The sequence below is a fragment of the Tsukamurella spumae genome, assembly GCF_012396015.1.
GTDB classification, from domain to species: Bacteria; Actinomycetota; Actinomycetes; order Mycobacteriales; family Mycobacteriaceae; genus Tsukamurella; species Tsukamurella spumae.
In genome coordinates, this window is sequence record NZ_JAAXOQ010000032.1 from 22,412 (window position 1) to 43,880 (window position 21,469).

18 protein-coding genes and 1 pseudogene are annotated in these 21,469 nt (G+C 68.8%); 8 read left to right on the forward strand and 11 right to left on the reverse strand.

What is annotated here, in order from left to right:
- Positions 1 to 23: 23 nt before the first annotated feature.
- Genes HF999_RS18925 through HF999_RS18935 form a run of 3 tightly spaced genes read right to left on the reverse strand, consistent with a single transcriptional unit; the run spans position 24 to position 4,419 of the window.
- Positions 24 to 1,034 carry a glycosyltransferase family 4 protein gene (locus HF999_RS18925; protein ID WP_168547395.1) on the reverse strand — a complete coding sequence of 337 codons (1,011 nt, stop codon included), beginning with the start codon at positions 1,032 to 1,034 and terminating at the stop codon, positions 24 to 26.
- Between the two features lie 8 nt (positions 1,035 to 1,042).
- Positions 1,043 to 3,022 (reverse strand): glycosyltransferase, encoded by a 1,980-nt coding sequence (locus tag HF999_RS18930; RefSeq protein WP_168547382.1) that lies wholly within the window; start codon positions 3,020 to 3,022, stop codon positions 1,043 to 1,045.
- Positions 3,019 to 4,419 carry a flippase gene (locus HF999_RS18935; protein ID WP_168547383.1) on the reverse strand — a complete coding sequence of 467 codons (1,401 nt, stop codon included), beginning with the start codon at positions 4,417 to 4,419 and terminating at the stop codon, positions 3,019 to 3,021. The genes HF999_RS18930 and HF999_RS18935 overlap by 4 nt, the downstream gene beginning before the upstream one ends.
- A gap of 92 nt (positions 4,420 to 4,511) precedes the next feature.
- Between HF999_RS18935 and HF999_RS18940 the strand changes: the two genes are divergently transcribed.
- A complete protein-coding gene (locus HF999_RS18940; RefSeq protein WP_168547384.1) occupies positions 4,512 to 5,555 on the forward strand; it encodes a glycosyltransferase family 4 protein in 1,044 nt (347 codons plus the stop codon).
- On the opposite strand, the gene HF999_RS18945 is transcribed toward HF999_RS18940, so the two are convergent.
- Positions 5,515 to 6,312 carry a WecB/TagA/CpsF family glycosyltransferase gene (locus HF999_RS18945; RefSeq protein ID WP_168547385.1) on the reverse strand — a complete coding sequence of 266 codons (798 nt, stop codon included), beginning with the start codon at positions 6,310 to 6,312 and terminating at the stop codon, positions 5,515 to 5,517. The two genes, HF999_RS18940 and HF999_RS18945, sit on opposite strands and share 41 nt — an antisense overlap.
- A 127-nt stretch (positions 6,313 to 6,439) precedes the next feature.
- Between HF999_RS18945 and HF999_RS18950 the strand changes: the two genes are divergently transcribed.
- Together HF999_RS18950 and HF999_RS18955 are read left to right on the forward strand one after the other, a co-directional pair.
- Positions 6,440 to 7,423 carry a GumC domain-containing protein gene (locus HF999_RS18950; RefSeq protein ID WP_168547386.1) on the forward strand — a complete coding sequence of 328 codons (984 nt, stop codon included), beginning with the start codon at positions 6,440 to 6,442 and terminating at the stop codon, positions 7,421 to 7,423.
- Entirely contained in the window at positions 7,420 to 9,042 is a 1,623-nt protein-coding gene (locus tag HF999_RS18955; protein ID WP_168547387.1) for a hypothetical protein, read from the forward strand. The genes HF999_RS18950 and HF999_RS18955 overlap by 4 nt, the downstream gene beginning before the upstream one ends.
- Before the next feature lie 28 nt (positions 9,043 to 9,070).
- Here the strand turns inward: HF999_RS18955 and HF999_RS18960 are convergent, their stop codons facing one another.
- The 3 genes from HF999_RS18960 to HF999_RS18970 all read right to left on the reverse strand — a co-directional run bounded on the left by HF999_RS18960 (position 9,071) and on the right by HF999_RS18970 (position 11,541).
- A complete protein-coding gene (locus HF999_RS18960) occupies positions 9,071 to 9,973 on the reverse strand; it encodes a metal-dependent hydrolase (protein ID WP_168547388.1) in 903 nt (300 codons plus the stop codon).
- Between the two features lie 144 nt (positions 9,974 to 10,117).
- A complete protein-coding gene (locus HF999_RS18965; RefSeq protein ID WP_168547389.1) occupies positions 10,118 to 10,318 on the reverse strand; it encodes a hypothetical protein in 201 nt (66 codons plus the stop codon).
- 440 nt (positions 10,319 to 10,758) lie between these two features.
- Positions 10,759 to 11,541, reverse strand: coding sequence for a helix-turn-helix transcriptional regulator (locus HF999_RS18970; protein ID WP_168547390.1), 783 nt, complete (start codon positions 11,539 to 11,541; stop codon positions 10,759 to 10,761).
- 247 nt (positions 11,542 to 11,788) lie between these two features.
- Between HF999_RS18970 and HF999_RS18975 the strand changes: the two genes are divergently transcribed.
- Together HF999_RS18975 and HF999_RS22675 are read left to right on the forward strand one after the other, a co-directional pair.
- Positions 11,789 to 12,670, forward strand: a complete 882-nt coding sequence (locus HF999_RS18975; RefSeq protein ID WP_168547391.1) for an alpha/beta hydrolase family protein — start codon at positions 11,789 to 11,791, stop codon at positions 12,668 to 12,670.
- Between the two features lie 48 nt (positions 12,671 to 12,718).
- On the forward strand, positions 12,719 to 13,336 hold the full coding sequence (locus HF999_RS22675; RefSeq protein ID WP_246208088.1) for a response regulator: 618 nt from the start codon (positions 12,719 to 12,721) through the stop codon (positions 13,334 to 13,336).
- A gap of 509 nt (positions 13,337 to 13,845) precedes the next feature.
- Here HF999_RS22675 and HF999_RS18985 read toward each other — a convergent pair.
- The 3 genes from HF999_RS18985 to HF999_RS18995 all read right to left on the reverse strand — a co-directional run bounded on the left by HF999_RS18985 (position 13,846) and on the right by HF999_RS18995 (position 17,079).
- Positions 13,846 to 15,624, reverse strand: coding sequence for a hypothetical protein (locus HF999_RS18985; protein WP_006368865.1), 1,779 nt, complete (start codon positions 15,622 to 15,624; stop codon positions 13,846 to 13,848).
- On the reverse strand, positions 15,621 to 16,715 hold the full coding sequence (locus HF999_RS18990) for a site-specific integrase (protein WP_050955239.1): 1,095 nt from the start codon (positions 16,713 to 16,715) through the stop codon (positions 15,621 to 15,623). Before HF999_RS18990 ends, HF999_RS18985 begins: the two co-directional genes overlap by 4 nt.
- Positions 16,716 to 16,908: 193 nt before the next feature.
- Positions 16,909 to 17,079 carry a hypothetical protein gene (locus HF999_RS18995; RefSeq protein ID WP_006368863.1) on the reverse strand — a complete coding sequence of 57 codons (171 nt, stop codon included), beginning with the start codon at positions 17,077 to 17,079 and terminating at the stop codon, positions 16,909 to 16,911.
- A 782-nt stretch (positions 17,080 to 17,861) separates the two neighbouring features.
- Between HF999_RS18995 and HF999_RS22680 the strand changes: the two genes are divergently transcribed.
- The 3 genes and pseudogenes from HF999_RS22680 to HF999_RS19010 all read left to right on the forward strand — a co-directional run.
- Complete coding sequence (locus HF999_RS22680; RefSeq protein WP_006368861.1) at positions 17,862 to 18,803, forward strand: Fic family protein; 942 nt, start codon at positions 17,862 to 17,864, stop codon at positions 18,801 to 18,803.
- 120 nt (positions 18,804 to 18,923) lie between these two features.
- Positions 18,924 to 19,532 carry a hypothetical protein gene (locus HF999_RS19005; RefSeq protein WP_006368860.1) on the forward strand — a complete coding sequence of 203 codons (609 nt, stop codon included), beginning with the start codon at positions 18,924 to 18,926 and terminating at the stop codon, positions 19,530 to 19,532.
- 302 nt (positions 19,533 to 19,834) lie between these two features.
- Positions 19,835 to 20,323, forward strand: a pseudogene (locus HF999_RS19010) (fatty acid desaturase family protein); the annotation flags it as partial.
- A 115-nt stretch (positions 20,324 to 20,438) separates the two neighbouring features.
- Here HF999_RS19010 and HF999_RS19015 read toward each other — a convergent pair.
- The gene (locus HF999_RS19015) at positions 20,439 to 21,380 is read right to left on the reverse strand and encodes an LLM class flavin-dependent oxidoreductase (protein WP_281347386.1); all 942 of its coding nucleotides are present in this window, start codon (positions 21,378 to 21,380) and stop codon (positions 20,439 to 20,441) included.
- Between the last annotated feature and the right edge of the window lie 89 nt (positions 21,381 to 21,469).

Here is a 21,469-nt window from a genome sequence, read left to right on the forward strand (position 1 = left end):
GGCAACAGACGGTTCTCCCGGAGTCAGACGGCGGCGATGACCCGCTCCAGTTCGGCCCCGAGCGCCGCGGCGGACACCGTCGAGGCGTAGCGCCGGCGGTAGTGCTCGCGGGCGGCACCACCGCGCCGCGCCGCGGCGACCGGGTCGGCGAGGGCGTCGAAGGCGCGGGCGAGGCCCGCCACGTCGTCCACCCCGATCGGCTCCTCGCCGGGCGGCTGGAACTCCGGCAGGGCACCGGCGTCCGAGACGATCGGCACGACCCCGAGCTGCATCGCCAGCACCTGCACCCCGCTCTGCGTGGCACGCCGGTAGTGCGCCACCGAGCCCTTGGCGGCAGCCAGATCACCGGTCACGTCGGCGTAGGAGTAGGGGCCGCGGCGCCACCGCACCGCCCTGCCGAGGTCCCGGTCCGGACCGTCGCCGATGAGGACCAGTTCGTCACCGCGCCACCCGGGCCCGTTCACGTGTCGCTCCCACGCCGCGAGCGTCACGTCGAGGTTCTTGTAGGCGGAGAGCCGGCCCACGGCCAGGAAGTCCCGACGGTCCGCCGCCGGCACGACGGGCGGCACCAGGGCGTCGTCGAGGTCGCTGGTGAGCGGCGCGACGGCCGACGCCCCCACCTCGCCGGCCACGAAGTCGCTGAACGCGACCGTCGACGCGGCCGCCGCGTTCCACCGCCCGAACAGCCGCCGCTCCCACCCGGGCAGTTCCTCCTCGGCACCGTGCGGGCGGTCGTCGTGCACCAGGTTCACCCGCGGCGCGGTGCCCGCGAGCGCGATCCATCGCGGGTCGCGCACGAGTTCGGTGACCACCACGTCCGGCCGGAATGCTCTGGCGCGCCGCAGCTCCCGCGCGAATTCCGGCCACGTGCGGGCCGTTCTGGGACGCGGGTCGAGGACCCGTTCGTAGGGCCGCGCACCGTCGGATTCGGGGTGCCGGTCGGAGGTGACCAGCACGACCTCCCAGCCCGCGTCGATCAGCCGCTCGCAGTACACGCGGGCCAGCGGCCGCATCCACGGCGAGAGCCACAGCAGCCTGCCGGTCACGCGCGCACCGTCGCCTCGGCGAACGCCGCCTCGTACGCGTCGGCCATCGCCTCGACCGTGTACTGCTCGCGCATCCGCGCGAAACCGCGGTCCCCGAGCGCCGCCCACTCGTCCGGGTGGGACAGCAGGGCGCGCAGCGCCTCCCGCCACCCGTCGACGGTGATGTCGTGCACGAGTGCGCCGGCGGCACCGTCGTCGAGCATGTCCGGGACGGCGCACACGGCGGACGCCACCACGGGAACGCGCCGCGCCATCGCCTCGAGGATCACCATCGGGAAGGCCTCGGACCCGCTCGGGACGCACACGAGGTCGGCATCGGCGAGGGCCTGCTCCGGGCCGGGCGACCAGCCGCGCCAGCGGACCCGGCCCGCGAGCTCGGGCGGGGTGAGCGCCTCCAGCCGCTCGCGGTCGGGTCCGTCGCCGAAGATGTCGAGCTCCCAAGCGAACTCGGTCAGTCCGGCCAGCGCCTCCACCAGCAGATGGGGGTTCTTGTGCTCGACGATCCGCGACAGCATCACCAGCCGCGGGACGGCGCCGACCGCACGGCGCGCGGGCACCCCGTCGAGCTCGGAGCGGACCGCGACCCCGTTGGGCGCCACGAAGAACCGCCGCGCCACGCCCTGGTGGGCGGAGACGAGGTCGCGGTGGGCGGGCGAGAGGGCGACGAATCCGTCGGCGCGGCGCATCGCGGCCGCGAGCGGCGCCGAATAGGTGGGCCCGTCCGTCTCGGGCGGGATGTGCGCCCCCACCAGCCACGTCCGGTCCCGACCCCCGGCCCGCCACAGCGTGGCGAAGCCGGTCTCGGTGTTGGTATCGCCGCTGATCAGCACCGTCGGGCCGAGCGGCAGGTCGAGCAGCGGCGCCCACCACGGCTGGCGCACCACCCGCACCCCCGCGGGCGCCTCCGCGATCAGCGGCCCGAACCGCTGCAGGCAGACCACCGTGACGGAGTAGCCGCGCCGCTGCAGCTCGCCCGCCAGGACGAGGTGGTGCCGCTCCGCGCCCCCGAACACCAACCGATTGACGGTGAACACCACGTTCGGCCGGCCGCCCCGTGGGACGGTGCGGCGGCTCGCCCGCTTGCTGCGCTGCACCCGATCCAGGAGCGAATCCCCCAGCAGGAACGCGCCGGCCGCGCGGGCCCCCGCCGCGTGTTCGATGTTCAGGGCCATGTTCGCGCGCAGCAGATCGGCCGACCGGCGCCAGGCGACGGCGTCGTCGCGCACGGTGCCGTGCCCCGAATGCTCCACGCCCGCATCACCCGTCAGCTCGAGTGTCCAGCCCGCGTCGAGCGCCCGCCGCTGCCAGTCCGTCTCCTCGCCGTAGAGGAAGAACTCCTCGTCGAACGGGCCGATCGCCTCCCAGGCATCGCGGCTGATCGCCAGGCACGCGCCCGTGAGGTAGCCGTCGACCCGCTCGGGCGGGGCCGGGTACAGGTCCGAGAACGGTGTCCGCCGCAACGCCTCCGCGTAGCCGGCCCGGGAGACCAGGCCGCGCACGAGGCCCCGTCGACGGTGCGCGACGTCCCAGGTGCGGCCCCGGCCGGACGCGTCGTGGCCGTCGTGGATGACGGGTGCCGCGGCGGCGACCCCGGGGCGGCGCAGCGCCGCGCGGGTCGCCTCCAGGCCGCCCCGCAGCAGCGCGTCGGGGTTGAGCAGCAGCAGGTCGTGCTCCTGGGCGAGCGCGGCCAGGCGGTTCACCCCCGCGGCGAAGCCGAGGTTGCGACCGTCGCCGTGCCAGGAGACCGCCGGGAACGCCGCCCGCACCTCGTCCATGCCCGGGTAGTCGGCGCCCGAGTTGTCCCAGACCAGGACCGGCGCGCCGGGCAGGTGCGTGGCGACCGCGCCGAGGCACGCGGCGACGTCCGCGGGGACGCGGTAGGCCACGATCAGGACGGCGAGCTCCCGGGCGGTCCCGTCCCGCGGCGGCGGGGCGAGCCGGAGCCCGCCCGCGAGCTGGGGGCGTTCGGCGGTCATTGCGAGCTTCCTTCCTCGGAGCTGAGCAGGCCGCGGGCATCGCGCAGCCGCACGGGCCCGAGCACCAGGTTCACGGCCAGGTACGCCAGCGCGGCGAGGGCGCCGGTCAGCAGGACCGGCAGGGCGTGCCCGACGACGCAGACCGCCGCGGCCGCGCCGACGGCGGGGATCAATTCCACCAGGAACCGCCACGGAGTGCGGTACGGGGTCCGGCCGGCCAGCCGGCGGGTCGCGACGGCCAGGCCGAACAATTCGCTCGCCACCAGGGATGCCGCGGCGCCCTTCGCGCCGAACTGCGGGATCAGCACGAGGTTCAGGCCGATGTTGAGCAGCAGGCTCACGATGTTGAGCCGCAGCAGGAAGACCTGGTCGTGCGCGGCGAACAGCCCCTGGCTCAGGGTGCCGGTGACCAGGCGGATCGCGACGGCCACGAACAGCAGGCCCAGCGTGCTCCCGCCCGCCGCGACGAAGTCCTCCGAGCCGAGCAGCCGGACCAGCTCGGGCGCGAGTAACGCGCCCGCCACCGCCAGCGGCACCGCGACGAACAGCATGAGCTGGATGCTGCGCACCGTGAACCGCGCGAACCGGTCCCGGTCGGTCGCGAACAGGTTCGTCATCGTCGAGAGCGTGGACGCCAGGAACACCGTGGAGATCACCGTCGCGTTGAAGGCCACCGTGTACGCGAGGTTGTAGGCGCCCGTCTCCTCACTGGAGCTCAGCACGGAGAGCAGGACGCCGTCCGAGCGCCAGTACAGCGCGGCGATCACCAGGACACCGGTCTGCGGCAGGCTCTCGCGCACCAGTTCCCAGCTCTCGCGGAGCGAGAAGATCGGTCGCAGGTCGATGATGCGGCGCGCGACGCCGCCCTGGATCAGCAGCACCACCAGCGGCGGGACCAACTGCACGAGCGCGTACCAGTACAGGTCGGCGCCGACGTGCACGAGCACGAAGGTCAGCCCGAACGACAGGAGGCGGCCCAGCAGATCCGACAGCGCGATCGCCCCGAAGCGCACGTCGGTGACGAACACCGGCTGCACGCAGCTGCTCAGCGTGGTGAGCACGAGGCTGCCGCTGATGATCGCGATCATCCCCACGACCAGCGGATCGTCGCGGTAGAGGAGCCAGCCGGACAGCGACGCCGCCGCCCCGAGCGGCACGCAGTAGGTCAGGGAGAAGCCCGCATTGACGCGCACCAGGCGCGACAGGTCGCCGGTGCCGCCCGTGACCCGGCGCACGATGACCGCGCCGATGCCGAGCTCGGTCAGGCTGCTCCACAGGCCGATGAACATGATCGCCGCGGAGAGCTGCCCGTAGGGCCCGGGCCCGAGCGAGCGGGTCGTCAGGGCGACGGTGCCGATCGACGCCACCAGCCCGACGATCCGCGCCACGAATTGCATGCTGAACGCGCGGGCGATCCGGCCGCCCGAGGCACGCCCACGCAATGTGGGTTCGGCCTCGGCGTTAATCTCATCGCCGTGAGGAGATTCGGATGCGAGTAGTGGTTCCGCTGGCGGGGGGGCTGTCGCCGGCTGATTGGGCCGGCCGGCACCGGGCTGGGGAGGTTCCGGATCGCTCACCGTACGGCCTCCATCGGCTGGCCGATCACGGCCTCGACGTGCGCTTCGCACCGTCGGAACTGGGCGAGCGGTCCCGACTGCTGCAGCGGGTGGCGCGGTCCGTGCGGCACCGCACCGACGGCTACGAGCTCATCGGCGCGCCCTCGCTCGCCGACGCCGATGCGGTCCTCGCCTACGACGAGCGCACCGGCGTCCCCGCGCTGCTGCGGGGCAGCGCGCCGGTGGCCGCGGGCATCGGCTGGCTGACCACCCGCACGGCCGCCGGACGCGCGCACGGCGCGCTCGCCGCCCGCGCCCTCCCGCGGGCGTCCGCGGTGTGGGCGCAGTGCTCCGCGGTCCTGCCCGTCATCGGGAGCGAGTGGAAGATCGCGCCGGAGCGCCTGCATTTCATCCCCCTGGGGATCGATACCGATTTCTACACCGAGCAGCCGGCCCCGGATACCGGGTTCACGGTGATGAGCGCGGGTGAGGATCGCTTCCGGGACCATCCGACGCTGGTCGCGGCGGTCGAGCAGGTCCGCCGGACGGTGCCGGACACCGCACTCGAGCTCGCGTCCAGCCTGCCCGTGAACGCGCCCGAGGGCCTGGTCACGGTACACACCGAGCGGCTCAACGGCCGCATCCGCGAGTTGTACCGTCGCGCCGCGGTCGTGGCGATCGCCCTGCATCCGACGGTGACCGGCTCGGGTCTGACGGTCGTGCTCGAGGCGATGGCGAGCGGGCGGCCGCTGGTGGTCACCGACAACCCCGGCGTCTCCGATTACGTTCAGCACGGCGTGACGGGCCTGCTCGTACCGCCCGGCGACGCCGACGCGATGGCGGGCGCGATCCGCACGCTGCTGCTCGACGAGGACATGCGCATCGAGATGGGCCGCCGCGCCGCCGCCACCGCGCGCGAGCGGTTCACGACGGAGGTCATGGCAACTCACCTGGCCGAGATGCTTCGGGCCATGTGACGCGGTCCAGGCGGACCCGGCGCAGACGAAGCGCGGCCCTCGGCCCCTGCAGCAGGTAGCGGCGCCCCAGCCGGCGCGGCTCCTGCAGGAGCCGGTACAGCCATTCGGCGCCCGCGCGCTGCCAGGCCGACGGTGCCCGCGACACGGTGCCCGCGAGGAAGTCCGCGGCCGCGCCGAAGGGCAGCAGCACCTGCGCTCCGGTCCCGGGCCCGGCCTCGTCGATCCACTGTTCCTGCCGGGGCTTACCCAGGCCCACGATGAGCACCGTCGGTGCGGCCGAACGGATCTCGTGCTCCAAGCGGGCGGCCGCCGCCGGGTCGTCGAGCTCGGCCCGCTCGGGCGCCCAGAGGCCGGCCACCGTCAGCGCCGGATACCGCTCGGCGAGCACCGGGGCGAGCCGCGCGTGCATGGCGGGGGTGCCGCCGACGAATCCGATCCGCCAGCCGTGCTCCGCCGCGAGCGCGAGCACCGCGGGCAGCAGGTCCGCACCGGTGACGCGGGGCCACGGATGCCCCGTGGCGAGCGCACCGCGACCGGCGACCGGGGCACCGTCGGCCACCGAGAGCCACTCGACCCGCCGTCCGAGGCGGCGCCGCCCGCGCCCGAAATGATGCAGGTGATCGACGTTGACCGAGCACACCGCCAGCGGCCGGGCACCGCCCTGCGCGATCCGTAGCCGGATCCGGTCGAGAACGTCCGCGCCGGTGACGCAGACGACCCGTTCGTCGTCGAGCAGCATCGCGCTGCGCGTGCTCACGCCGACGACCGTTCCATGATGCTCACCAAGTCATAGTAAGGTGAAGCGACGGATTGCTGGGAATGCAACCACACACATCATTCGGTTGGGCGTCGCCGCTCACCGGGAACGGAACGGGGTCGCACGGATGAATGTCGCAGCGTTCCTCCGCTGGGTGCTCACGAAGCCGCTCGTCATCGTCGTGGTGCTCGCCTGCGCCGTCGCCGGCGGCCTGGTCGGTTACCGCTCAGCGACGGTGCAGTACGAGACCGAGGCGGCCGTACTCGTGATCCCGCCGTCGATTCCCTCGGTGCCGGGCGCGTCGGACGCGATGCTCAACCCCTTCACCAACCTCTCCGGCAGCACCACCCAGCTGGCGTGGGTACTGGCCAGTTCCGCGCAGTCGGTGCAGGCCAAGGAGCTGGTGAAGCGAACGGGGGCGTCGCCGGACTACACGATCGCCTCGGTCGCGGGTGATTCCAGCTTCTCCCAGCTCTCCCCCCAGATCACGATCAAGATGCCCGCGACGGATCCGCAGGCGGCCAAAGCCGGCGCGGAGGCGCTGATCGCCTTCATGCGCGATCAACTGCGCAGCATCCAGAAGGATGCCGGCGTCGCGACCGGCGTCTACGCCGACCTCCGCACCACCACCGAGCCGCAGGCCGGTGCCCAGGTGAGCAGTACCGCCCTCAGCAATGCCGGCGGCCTGGCTCTCGGCGCCGCACTCGCGGGCCTGCTGGTCAGCCTGCTCGTCGCGGCCGTCCTCGACGCGCGGCGCAAGCGCGCCGCCGAGGCCGCGAGCAGCGCCGAGGGCGCGGATACGAGCCCGCTCAGCGGCGTCGTTCCCGCCGCCGGCGACGCCTCGGCTCCGGTCGAACCGGCTGCCGAGTCCGTGCCGGTCCCCGTGTCGCGGCTGGAGATCGCGCGCCCCCCGGCGGACGACGCCGACGCCGACGCCCCGTCCCGTCCCGCCCCGCCCCGTCCGGCTCGCCCCACCGGCCGCGCCGAGCAGCGCGCGATGACGCGCTGGCGGGACCGGGTCGAGGTCGTCTCCGAGGAGTCCGAGTTCCCCCTCCCCACGTTCGACGGCGACGACGGCGAGGCCGCACGCCGCCTCGGCACCTCGGGGTGAGCGCTGCGCGCTGCGGCGTCGTGCCGAAGCGCGTGCTCGCGCTCGTCCTCACGCTGGCGATCGTCGCCGGGTGCACCTCGCCCCCGCCCGAGCCTGGCACGGTCGACTTCGACGGACCGGACCTGGTCAACCCGATGCGCGGCCAGTACGAGAACATCCTGACGGACCTGTTCCCCCAGGCCAGCGAGCCGAATCGGGACCGTCCGGCGTGGCCGGGGACGCGGTTCGAGAGCGTCCGGATCCCGTGGCGGATCCTGCAGCCGAAGGACCCGCGCACCGTCGCCGCCGGGGCGCCCGACTCCGACCGCTACGACTTCACGCGGCTCGACCGGGCCATCGCGGACGCCGCGGCCCAGGGCCGCCAGTTCGGCTTCCGGGTCACCGCCTTCGACTCGTGCTGCGATGCGACGCAGAAGGGCCAGACGGTGTCGACGGCACCGGACTGGCTCGCCTCGACACCGGGCGCGAGCAGCACCCGCACCGCCGACGGCGTGCACTACGTGCTGCCGGAGTGGAACAGCCCCGCGTACCTCGACGCGTTCACCGGGCTGATCGCGGCATTGGGCCGCCGCTACGACCGCGACGAACGCGTGGCGATGTACGAGATGTCCGGCTACGGCGACTTCAGCGAGAACCACGTGGCGTTCGCGCGGGACAGCCTGAAGATCGCGGCACCGTCGCCCGAGAACAGCAGGGCGCAGCTCGGCTACTACAGCCAGTACCGCGACCAGTACCTCACTTACGCCTCCGCGCAGCGGCTGGTCGACACGACCCTGCGGGCCTTCCCCAACACGCAGATCGTCTCGACCATGGGCAACCCCGCGATCGCCGGCCTGCTGCTGCGCGACAGCCGCGAGCTGCACGGGCTGCGGCGCCCTGTCGGCATCCGGTCGGACTCGCTGGGCGCCCTGCCGATCCTCCCCACCTGGGCGGAGAACCGCTGGTCCGAGTACGTGCAGAAGCGCGACCCGCTGATCGGCGTACTCGCGGAACGGTTCCGCACCGCCCCGGTCATCACCGAGTGGCCGCCGCAGCTGCTGTCCGGCGGCACCGTGCTCGACTACTACCGGCGGGGCCTCCGGGACGTGGTGAACGGCCACGTCTCGCTGGTCTCCAGCACCGGCTTCCCGGCGCAGAGCCGCCCGGAGCGGATGACCGACGAGCAGTACGTGCTCTGGCGGCGGGCCACCACGTACGCCGGCTACCGCTACGCGGCGGACCGGGTGCAGGTCACCGCGACCGGGTCCGGACTGCGCGCGGCCGTGCACTGGGTCAACCGCGGCTCCGCGCCCACCTACGACCGGTGGAAGGTCGCCTACGAGGTGGTCACGGAGTCGGGCCGCCGGGTGGCGCGGGTCGACGGTGCGCCGCCGCTGCCCGCCATGGTCTCGACGCAGCCCTATCGGGACCTCGCCGCCGCCCCGCCGGCGGCGGAGGCGACCGACACCGTCGACCTGCCCGGACTGGGGACCGGGCGGTACATGCTGCGCGTGATCGTGACCTGGGACGAGCACAAGGTCGGGGGTACCCATCGCATGACGATGCCGCCGATGCAGCTCGCGATGACCGGGCGCGGCAAGGACGGCGGCTATTCGGCCGGTTGGTTCCAGGTCGGTTGAGCCCGGTACGACGGCCGGCCGATGCGGGTCAGTGCTCGGCGCCGCGCGCGGCGGGGGAGATCGCGAGGTAGGCGACGGCCTGCGCCGTGGAGCCGATGGACCCGGGGTCGAAGCTCGGCTTGAAGTAGAGCAGCGTGAACCAGATGACCTGCCGGATCTTCGGGAGCAGGTTCCGGTGCGAGGCCTTGAGGTACTCCCACCAGATCCGCGGGTAGGTGTAGCTGAAGTTCGGATCCTTGCGCAGCATGTACCCCGAGCAGCGATGGAGGGTGATTCCGAGGAAGAAGACGACGGTGAGCATCGCCCGCACGCGGTGCAGGTAGCTGGGGTCGAAGTAGTTCGCCACGTCGTGCGCGACGGACCGGTGCTCGACCTCCTCGGCCCCGTGCCAGCGACAGATGTCGGCCATCGTCGGGTCCACGTCGTAGTCGTCCCAGGCGTTGTTGAGCGCGAAGACGCCCAGGATGGCGGTGTAGTGCTCGATGCCCGCGATCAGCCACAGCCGCTGGACCATGTCGTTGTACTGCGCGCGGTCCGAACGGTAGCGGCGCGGCGCCAGGATGCGGCGGAAGATGAATTCGGCCTGGCGGGCGATCGGCGCGGTGTCGATGCCGGACCGCTGGAGGTACTCGGAGAGCGCGCGGTCGTGCGATTCGGCGTGCATCGCCTCCTGGCCGATGAAGCCGCGCATGGTGCGCGCCAACTCCTCGTCCTTCACGTACGGCAGCGCCTCGGCGTAGACCTCGCAGAACCAGCGCTCGCCCTCCGGGAGGACGGCGTGCAGCACGGAGCTGACGATGTCGCTCGCCACCGGCTCGCCGGGGATCCATTCGAGCGGCACGTTCTCCCAGTCGAACTCCACGTCACGGGCGTGGATCTCGACGCCCACCGGTTCGGTGGATGTGTTCGTCTTGCCGCCTGGGGACACCATCGTCGACTCCAACCGTCGCTATTCATACAATCGTGTAGGAACTTGCTCCGAAGTCTGTCGTGCCGCTAGTGATATGTCAAGGGCTGATTTCTATCATCGCGCGGCGCGGGTCGGTGCCGCCCCGCGAGGTCGACGAAGCGCCGCTCAGGCGGGGTCCGCCCCACCTGCGCTGAGGTCGTCGGTGTCGGCGAAGACGAGGTCTCCCGCGTCGCTGAGCACGGCCCACCGTCGGGCGGGCCCGGCGATCCGCTCGCCGTCGTACTCGGTGGCGACGGGCGTGAACTCGCCGAAGTCCTCGACGATCGTTCCCGCGGCCTCGCGGTGACTGCCCGCGAACACAGTCACGGACTCACCGACGGCGTATCCGGAAGGCGCAGGTGTCGAAGCGGTTTCGCCGTCCGCGACGGCGGAGTCGTCACTCGATGTGGGCTCCGTGCTCGAGGTTGCCATGGGTGCACCTTCCGTGAGGCGTGTTCGGTCCGGTGACGCACAACCGGATCCGACGGTCCGCGGTACTCCCCCGCCGGATACTCGACGGAATAGAGAACGAAAAGACCGCCGACGACATCGGCGATATTGTTCGTCATCTTCGCGGAACAATAAACGCACCCGAAGATCTCAGGGAAATGACCGCAGCACTATCACCCCTTTCCGCCCGCTTTCACACTATTTCAAGCGACCGTTTTCATACATCCATTGAGCGATGAATGCGATCACGTCTGCGCGGTGGCGGCACCGTCGGGCGCTCGACTCTCGAGGACACGTCCGCCTCGGAATCGGGCGCCTCAGGATTGGGAGCGGTACCTCGACGGGGTCGTGCCCACGTGCCGTTTGAAGGTCGTGGCGAAGTGGCTGCCGCTGGAGAACCCGGTGGCGGCTCCGATGTCCGCAATGGGCATCGTGGTGTTGGCGAGCAGTCGCCGGGCCTTTTCGAGGCGACGATTCATGACGTATTGGTGCGGAGTCGTATGGAAACTGCGCGCGAACGCCCGACCGAATTCATCGGGTGTCATTTCCGCGATATCTGCGAGAGAACTCAGCGTGATTCCCATGTCATCGGTGTGAAGCCGCTCCAGTACGCGGTCTTCAATTTCAGGCCGCAATGGAGAGCCGGGGGACCGCGCCTCGACTGGGCGTTCGCCGTAGAGATCGAGGATGTGCAGACGAGCCGATGAGACGAGCGACTCGTGCAGGAGTCTGCCCGTCAGATCCGTGCGGGCGGTCGTGCTCGCGATCCGTTCCACCAGGTGGTGGAGGAGGCGGTCGGGCTTCCCAGCAGAGGCCCGCAGTGAGGTATTGCGAAACACGTGTGCAGAGAGCGTGATCCGGGCGAAGTCGCACGCGACATCGCGTGCGACGGCAACCGAGGAGTCTCCGGCCGGAATCACCCAGACATTGGCGGCGTGGGAGGAGATCCTGCCCGATGCCCCGGATGCGAACTCGTACTCCTTGGCGGCCGCGGTGCCTCGGCGCCACACTCGGACCTCGTGGTCAGCAGAATCGACGCTCCACTCGACCGATGCCGCCAACTCCTGGCGTACGAATGTCACCTGCACTGCGCCCACCATCCCGTCAGCGTAGTCGCGGAGGATGCGGCACTCGCGGCTGGAACGGAATTCACGTTACTAGTTCGCGTAAGTATTACACATTTGCGAAATCAAGCCGGCGCTGTGGTCGACGGATTGTGCATCCGCCTCGATACGCTTCAACAAATAGTCGGATATATCCTCTCGCGAACAAATCGGAGTGCCCTTGCCCGGATTCAGCACACGTGTGCCGAGGCGCCGTGCTCTTGTAGCGGCAGCGCTCGTCGCGATGGTCTGCGTTGCGGCGGTGGTGGCGGTGGTCGGCCTCGGAAGGTCCGGCGGGGGCGAGGATCGCCCGGCGTTTGCGGTCACCAAGCACTCCTATCTCGACGTGTCCGGCGCGGGCGACAGTACCGCGGGCTGGTTGGTGCGGCCGGTGAGCGCCCAGGCCCACCGGGGAACGATCGTGATGATCCACGGCGGTGGCTGGCTCAAGGGCGCCACCGCCGAGTACACGCGACCGGCCGCGGAGCTCCTCGCGGCCCGAGGGTTCGTGGTGTGGAACATCAACTACCGGCGGGTCGAGGACGGGGGCGGCTGGCCGACGACGTTCACCGACGTGGCCGCCGCCGTCGACCACCTCGCGGTCCTCGGACGGACCTTCCCTGAGATCGATACCGCGCGCGTGACCGTGGTCGGGCACTCCGCCGGCGGACAGCTCGCGGCGTGGACGGCCGGGCGTGCGACCTTGCCCGACGGTGCGCCGGGCGCCCGGCCCGTCGTCGTGCCCCACGCCGTGGTCTCGCTCGCCGGCGTACTGGACATGCGACTGTCACTGACGAAGAACGACCACGTCCTGAAGGTGCTCGGCGGCACCCCCGAACAGGTGCCGGACCGGTATCGCCTCGTCGATCCCCTTGAGCGGATCAATCCGAAGGTGCCCGTGGTGGCCGTCACCGGCACGGACGACGCCGTAGTACCGCCGCGTGAGGCGGTCGAGTTCATCACCGCTCTGCGGGCTCGGGGCGGGGTCGGCGCGACGATCGAGATCCCCGCGACCGGCCACGGCGAGGTCATCGATGTGCGAAACGCGTGGTGGCCCACCGTCGAGTCCGCCATCGCGACGATCGCCGAGCACGGCCCCCGATCGGTCGTAGCCACCGCCCCGTAGCTCACCGACTTCCACAGCTCCAACTGTCTACCCGTAAGGAGAACCTCCATGCGCAACACCATCCTCTCGGCGGTGGCCGCGGTCGCCGCTCTGCTCACGCTCGCCGGTTGCGGCGACGACCCCACGCCTGCGGCGCCCAGTACGTCCTCGTCGACCCACGCGGCCAGCGCGTCCCCGGCCCACCCGGCCACGGGCGACCGGACACCGGGCAACCCCGGAAACCCCGCCGCTCGGCCGACGACCGTGCCGCACCAGACGACCACGCACGCCGTCCCCACCGGAAGCTGGGACCGCAACGGCAATCCCGTCAACGGCGGGCCCCGCGGCGCCGACGGATCTACCGGTAACGGCCTGACCAAGGGGTACTGCGCGAAGAACCAGGATCCCGCGTGCCCGTCGGGGAGCTACGTGGGGCCGAACGCGATTCTGAGCCCGGACGGGAGTGGGAACTACGTGCCGTGCGAGGGCACGGTGTGCACCAACCCGAACCACGGCGGCGGCGACACCCCGGCGCCCACGGCGACGCGGACGACCACGCAGCCCCCCGCCGCGACCGCACCGCGCGACGACGACCCGGGAAATCAGCCCTGCACCACTGGGATGGGCGAATCCGGCAAGTACATCTACTCCGAGGACACGCAGAGCTGGGTGTGCCAGATCGGCTGATCGCGGGCCCAGGAATCCCCAGCAATAGCAGCGTTCGATAGTCCGGCCGGCTGCCACGCGCGGCGGCCCGAGGCTCGACGCGGTGGTAACACGTATCGCCTGTTGCGCCGTCACAGGACCTCGGATACCAAAAACCCGAGGCCATGAACTCTTTCGAGTTCATGGCCTCGGGTTTGCTGCAGCTCATGGAACTGCATGTGGTGAGCGGTTCTCGAATGCACGTGAATCGCACATTCCGGGATGGATTTCCAACGATTAAGTGCCGAAATTCCAACGATTACTTCGCGGCCGGACTCCGACCTGGAGTACCTGTAGCGGGAGCTGTGGGGCATCTTGGGGGCCGCGAGTTCGACCCGCGGTCGCGGTGGTGCGGTTGGCCCTTCGCGCGGGAGCGGGCGAGCTGGCTCCTTGCCTTCTGGTGGGGGTCAGATTTCCCACGATTACTTTGTCTACGGTCATACGACGAGTGGCCGGCCCAACTTGGTTGGGCCGGCCACTCAGGTAACTATCTACGTGCGCGGTGGTGTTCTGGTCGGTGGGTATCCGAGGTCTGCCTGGAGTTGTCGCATCCGGCGGTTGATGGACTCGCCGCGCGGTCGTCTCTCAGCGTGGCTTCGCTGCGCCGAGAGGTTGGCCACTACGACTGCGAGTGCGAGTGTGATCGCGATCATCGGTTGTCGTCGCGGCCCCGACGTCAGGTCTGAGAGTCCGGTTACCGATCTCGACTTGAGGATGCTGAACCTTTGCTCGGTGAGCGCTCGAGCGGCTTCGAAGTAGACCATGTGCTCCCACGAACCTGGTGTTAGCCCGAACTGGGCCATCCTGAGCTGATCCGGAGACAGCCCGACGGTTATTGCTGGGCTGTCGCAGCACGAGTACTGGTCCGCTGTCCACGTTGGTTCGAGCGTGGGGACATCTCCGTGGATATCCATCGACTCCGGTCGGAGCGGACAACGAACGCGGCCGAACGCCGCCGGGCAAACGAGCTGCGTCTTGACGAGCTCGGGCGCTTTCGGGCGAATGTCGGACGGCTGGCCCCGCTGCATCACACCGTGAACTGGCCGCGAGTTCCTTCCCATGAGAAGCGGGAGAGTCCGTTGCAGGCGGCGGTCGTGGTCTGCGAATCCGGGCGGCTTCGACGCCAACATCTCTCGCCCTGGCGGCACCGTGACCTTCTCTGCAATGTCGGTTATCGCAGGGCAGTAAAAGTCCCCTGCGACCATGATTGGCCCGGGTTTCCGGCCGCCTTCAGTGGCGGGCAGGCTGTCATGAATCATGATCCAGTGCTTTGGGTACCGCCCCACGTATGCGTACTGTTCGCGCACCATCGAGTCGGCGAAGCCTCGCTTGGAGTTGTATCCCATGTCGACGGTGAGATAGGGCCAGCGCGTTCGGGTGCCGTCCTTGCGCGCAGTCAGTCCGTTCTCCTTCGCATGTGCCAGCGCCCGGAGGACCGCGCCAGCGTCCCCGGATGTCGGGGGGTGTACGTCGATGCCGATGATGACGGGAGCTACGCCGTGCATACGGTTGGGTTCACCGATCCGCGTGAGCGCTGTGAGGCCAATACCTACTCCGCTCTTCGTGAGAGCAGCCTTCTGACCGTCGGTGCGGACCTTGTTACTGCGGTCACGCCCATACGGCTTGGCGAAAGGAGTGGCACCACGCCGCTTATCGCTCGCGACGCCCAGGCCGGTCATGTTCGTGGCGAGGTCGAAGATCGACTCGTCCACGACGAGATCGCCTGCGCATCCCTCGGGTGCGCGGTCCAGGACTGAGCCAGCCACCAGGCTGTTGGCCACCTTCGAGAGCAGCTCGGCTGCGTGATGCGATGCCTGTTTCTGTTCGCGACTCCGCCTGCGGACGATCTGCTGATGCTCTTCGTTGGTGATGCGCCGTGCTGGCAAGTCCGGGTCGGGGTCGATCGGCGCCAGCCTCCTGGCGAGGAATGCATGGAGCCGGGCGTACTCGGTACGCGAACTGGTCCGAACAGGATCGAGATCCTGCCCGTCCATGCCGACTTCAGCCAGCTGCTTCGGGGTGAAGTCACTGATCAATTGGAGAATGCCAGCAACCGTGGGAGGACGTTTGAGCATCACGCATAGCAGTGCCGATACCAGCACTGCTCGAATCGTGTACCGGACTCCGGCAGCTCGTCGACCTCCGGGCCCAACCGACTGCTGATGGATCTCATCGATCAGACGGTCAGCGCCGGATCGATCGATCACTCCGACCGCCTCGGCGAACAGCGACTCCGACACCGTGAGCGTAGGACGGAAGGTGCTGATCACGCTGGCACCCCCCGTCCATCGAGAGCGACCAACGTGGCGCGGATACCGTAGATCGGAAACGACGGCCGGTGGTCCTTGATCGATGCGAACGTGCTCACGTCGGCGAGTTGGACCATGAGGCACGCTGGGACCGTCTTCGCGAGGTCGTGTATCCATCGCTCCCGTGCAGCGAGCAAGTCGATCGACGTGTGCCCGTGCCTGCGAAGGTACTCGTTGAGACGATTGCCGAAGTTGCGGTCCGTGGGACCGATGCCGGGAGTCATCATGCTCGCGTCACCCACCTCTTTGGCACGCTGCAAGATTCGTTCCGAACGCGCGACGTCAACCACAGGTACATGGCGCACTCCGCCCGCACGGTTGGGAAGGGTCACCACAGCATGCTCACGGCCGAAGTAGGTCGTCGACGAAATCGACGTGCCCCGAACTCGCGACAGCTCACCCTGACGAACCCCCGCACCAAGGGCCAGATCCAGGCTCACGTACGCGCGCCGCTGTTGTTCGCCCGACAGGGATGCGGCGGTGCGATACCAGTCCGCGATCAACGTGTCGCTCGCCGGTGCCGCAGTACGGCGTTTCGGCTTCTTGCTCGCCGCCCTTGACAACGGGTACTCACGGGGATGGACCAGCCGGCCGACTGCGTAGTAGAGATACTGGTTCTGCCGGGCGCCCCGCTCGCGTCCCGTTGCGATCAGGTGATTGATATATCCGTCCACCACTGACCGACGGAACACTGACTGGACGTCGATCGGCAGAGGCGGCTCGACATACCCAGCGATGAACCTGATGACGTGCTGGACATGCGACATATCGTTCGCCTCAGTACCCTCCTTGAGCCGACACACCAGGGCAGCGCCAATCCTCGCTGCCGACTCCCGGAGATCCGGGTTCCCCACCGTGCTCGTCGCCTTCGACAGCCGCTCGAACCTCTCCTCCTGTCCGGCGGGCACCCATCCCCGCGGGTCTCCGGTGAATCGACCGATGGTGCGCGGTCCGACTACCGAATCGGGCAGGTCGTCCGGCTCTGGTGCAATACCGGGCAGCGCCAGCTGCGCGCGGTGCGCCTTGTAGCGAACCATCAGGGCATCACCCACCCGACACACCGCGCGCAGCGCTTGACAGTCGTACCTGGGTACGTTGAAATAAACATGGTCCTCCTTATGAGGATCGAAAATGTGATCATCTGCGGATCCAGTCCGCTCCGGAGGCCCTGGGGTACCAGCCCGGGGCTTCCGGTATGTCAGCGCCTGTGGCGCATGTCGCTACCGCACTATCTCTTCCTGCTGATCACTCCTTCTCCCGCTCATCGGCATCGATGGCCGCCACTAGTAGCCGCTGCGCCACGACCGAGACATTCCGTTGCTCATCTGCAGCAATCGACCGAAGCCGCTCAGCGACATCGGGGTCCAGCTGCAGTTCCACCCGGACACGCTTGGCCTTCTCGCGCTGGATAGCCATACAAACCTTCTCCCGGGTGCTCCCGGATCTCCCCGGGCGCGCGGAACAAACAGTACTTCGAGCTCCGCGCCTAAACTGACCTGCCAATCACAGCACTTCTGACCGCGAAGATCGACTTTTCAGAAATCCTTGTCATGGGTGGTAACAACTGCAGTCACACAAGTTTCATGTCGGCAGGCCAGGCGGCATGAGTGCCGATGGGATGATTCGCAATTGGCCCCACAAAAGATCTTGTGACAGGCATCACATAAGTCCCGTGCGAGCCTAGGGCGTGTCGTCAAACTCGACGCAAACCATCGAGGCGACGACATCTGGGAGCAAGAAGCCCCGTAGCCCCACTTGACCTCCTCAAAGTTCGCCACGACTCGGTCGCGTCAACCTTAGAACCGCCCTCACGGTCCAGCGGACCGCCGCACGCAACGCAGTTCGTGACCTCTGACCTGCATTAATCCAGCTTCACTGTACTAACATTCGACACAGCTGGCCGTAGTCAACTTTGCCCAACTGAAGACACCACGGGAGGGGCTACCCATGTGGCCGGCGCACAGCTTCGAGGTTCGACCATGGGTCTCAGCGAACCGCGCAGGCAATCGTGAGGATCGCCTGTTCACGCAGGTCACCACCGCGATACCTCCGCTCATCGCCGCTGAGACTTTCGCGGCAGACTCCGCCGTACTGCTGGCCTGCGAAAACGCGACCATCGCGATTACGCGGCTCGATGTCGGCCGAGGAGAGGCGCTCGCTCCGCTCGGTGACTTCCTCCTGCGAAGCGAAGCGAATCCGTGGCCTCATCCAAGATCGAGCACGTCAACGCCGGCTGGCGACAGCTCGGGCTCGCCATCGCCGGCGTCAAAGCAGGTAGCGAGGCGAAGTCACAGCTCGCGGCCGTGCAGGCACTCGCGACGATGATCGCTGCAGCGGACACCGGAACGATCACCGCCGCCGACCTGCTCAGCGCTCACCGCCAGCTGATGGAAGGCAACGTCGCCGAGGCACGCACGGCCGGAACCTTCCGCACGGTCCAGAACTGGATCGGCGGGTCCGACTACACACCGCGCGGCGCACTGTTCGTGCCACCACCTCCGGAGCTGGTGCTCGGCCTCATCGATGACCTGATCGCCTTCGTCGCGCGAACCGACGTACCCGTCGTCGCGCAGGCGGCGATCGCTCACGCACAGTTCGAGAGCATCCACCCCCACACCGACGGCAACGGCCGCATCGGCCGCGCACTGATCAGCGCAATCCTCCGGCGGCGCGGCCTCACCCGGAAGATCACCGTCCCCCTCGCCTCCGTGATGCTCGCCGACACCGACACCTACTTCGCCACACTCGGCGCGTATCGCCGAGGCGATGCTGCAGCGTTCGTCACCTACGTAGCAGACGCTGCGATGCTGGCCTGCGCTACAGCCGACAAAGCCGCCGACCAACTCGAGCAGATGCCCGCATACTGGCGCACCCTCGCGAACCCGCGATCCGGCTCGTCGGAGGAGTCGCTCATCGACGCACTACTCGCACGCCCCGTACTCGCCGCCGACACGGCGCAAGAGATCACCGGCTCATCAGATACAGCCACCTACCGAGCCCTGAACAAGCTCACCAACGCCGGGATCCTCGAGGTCATCTCCGAATCCAAACGCGACCGCGTTTGGGCGGCAGTGGACGTGATGAACGAGCTCGAACTTCTCTCCGACGCAATAGGGCGCCGAACCGATCCGGACGCGTAGCCCGACTCGATCCCCGCAAGTCGACCAATCCCGCCCGGTCTGCCACGCTCAGGCGACCCCATGAGGATCCGAGGATTCTCGCCGATCGCACGTTTGTCTCCAACGAGAGGGGCTAAGCACATGAACGAACTCGTCCCTTCAGGCACAGGCCGCTGGAAGATCCACACCGAGGACGCAATCCACATCCTCGATCTGGACGCGGGAACACACGAACGGCGGCCACTACCGTGGCCGGACACTCAACGCGGTTTCGACGACCACCCGACCCACTATCTGATCAGCGAGGTTATTGAGTGGCCCCGCGTAGGTGATCAGTTCGTACTCCAGTGCTCTTTACGTTCAGACCCTTGGCAGCGCCGTCACGTGGTGCGGTCAGCACCCATCACGCAGATCTCAGCGGCTCAACCCGCCGCCGATGAACTCGCCGACACCCTCCCGGGGCGCCCGCGAGTTCGAATTCCCTCCGGTTGGTGCGCGCTCGTCATGCAACTCCACCAGGACCTTGTCGAACTCGAACCGCAGTACACAGTGACCGCGATCAAGGAGAAGCACCACGGGCTCCGCCTCTACATCAACCTGCCAGACCACACGCCCGACTCGGTCGCCGACGCGGCATACGCGCGTATCGACTGGGCGGAAGAGGAATCCGAGAACAGGTGCACGTTCTGCGGCGGCCCCACACCGACCCCCGGCGGCCGCTGCGGGCGACATCCAGCCGGGCCACTGTGACGCACCTGGTCCGGACCGCCCGCGTCCAGGGGCCGCCGATCACTGTGCGCACCAGGGCATGGGCCTCGCTCACTGGCCGCCGAATGGGTCTATCCCCCACGTCTGCCGGCCTCGCGCCCCAGTCCCGATCCGTCGAGCGTCGCACTGAGCTGCCCTGAGAGGGTCATTCGGGGGGAGGTTCGCGCTCGTCGGGAGATGCCGGGGATACCGGCACGACCGCAGGGATGCCTGCTCGGCGCTGTTGATTGGTCTCCGCTGCTTGGAGCGCCGAGCTGTATCCCTCGACCTCGTGCATGCGTGCGATGAATTCGTCGACCGCGAGGGTCACCGTGTCTTGTAGCGAGGTGGTCCCCGAGTACGCGCACCTCACGGAGGCCGACGTCGAAACGCTCGGCGCGGAGTTGGATGCGATCCGGCGCGACATCGAGGCCGTGCGCGGCGAGACCGACGTGCAGTACCTGCAGCGCACCATCGCCGCTCAGCGCGGGCTCGAGGTAGCGGGCCGGCTGATGCTGCTGGGGGCGCACAAGCGGGGCTTCTGGTGGGGTTCCGCGGCCACCCTCGGCGTTGCGAAGATCATCGAGAACATGGAGCTCGGGCACAACGTCATGCACGGGCAGTGGGATTGGATGAACGATCCCGAGGTGCATTCGACGACGTGGGAGTGGGACCACGCGGGCACGTCGCGCCTGTGGAAGCACACCCACAACTACGTGCACCACAAGTACACGAACGTCCTGGACATGGACGACGACGTGGGCTTCAAGACGATCCGGGTCACGCGGAATCAGTCGCCACCGGTTGATGATGCGGACCACCTGGACGACTCGCGCGGCGTGCGTCACCAGGTCGCGGGCTGTCTGACTATGTCCGCAATCCTGGTGACCGCTCACCGTTCCGATGTCATCACCACGAGTAGTCGCGGGCCGCGGGAGGTGTCCAGATTCCGGCGTCGCGGAGGCGGTCGACGACCGGGGCGAAGCCCTCGATCTCCTGCGCGCTCCACAGTGGGAAGTTGATCAGGATGTTCGACGCCGCTGTGTTCTTCTTGATGGAGACGAGTTTCTCGGCCACCTGATCGGGGGTGCCGATCAGCTTGAGCATGGAGCCAGCACCACCGAAGGCCATTGTGGCCTGCTCGTCGCCCATCTTCGCATACTGAGCGCGAGAGGACTCGATGGAACCGAGCACATCGGCGGCGATCTCCCTCGTGGCCTCCGGATTAATCGACGCACGCAGCCGTTCCCACTCTTCCTCTGCTCGCCCCTCCTCGTCGCGAACCAGTGCGATCGCGAACGGACAGGTGGCGACGGTCCGGCCCGTCGCGGCGGTCGCCTCCGAAAGCCGGGCGTCGACGGCGCGCAGCGCCTCCTCGTCGGACGCGAGCGTCACGAGCTGGTCACAGAACCTGGCGGCGAACGCCGTCCCAGCCGGAGACGCGCCCGCACTCACGAGGAGGGGCGTCGGCGCCTGCATTGTGCGCGGCTTCTTGATCCGGCCGCGCACCTGGTAGTAGTCCCCGTTGACGTCGATCGGCTCGATCTCGTTCCAGAGGCGGATCACGATGTCGGTGAACTCGCTGGCCATGTCGTAGCGTTTGTCGTGCTCGACGAATTCCTCGCCGAAGAGCGCTGCCTCGTCGGCGCTGAAACCGGTGACGACGTTCCAGCCCCAACGACCCTCGCTGAACGCGTCCAGTGTCGCCCCCATGCGGGCGACGTGGGCGGGCTTGTGGTGAGTCGTGTGGAACGTAGAGATCACGCCAATGTGCTCAGTAGCGGTGAGCAAGGCCATCGCGAGCAACGGTGCAGGGACTGCTGCACGATCGGGTGACAGTGTCGGTGTCATGCCGCTGAGGCGGCTGTGTTGATGATCGTCTCGTATTCGACGGGCGTCAACCGGCCGAGGCGGACCTGACGGCGTCGGCGGTGGTAGGT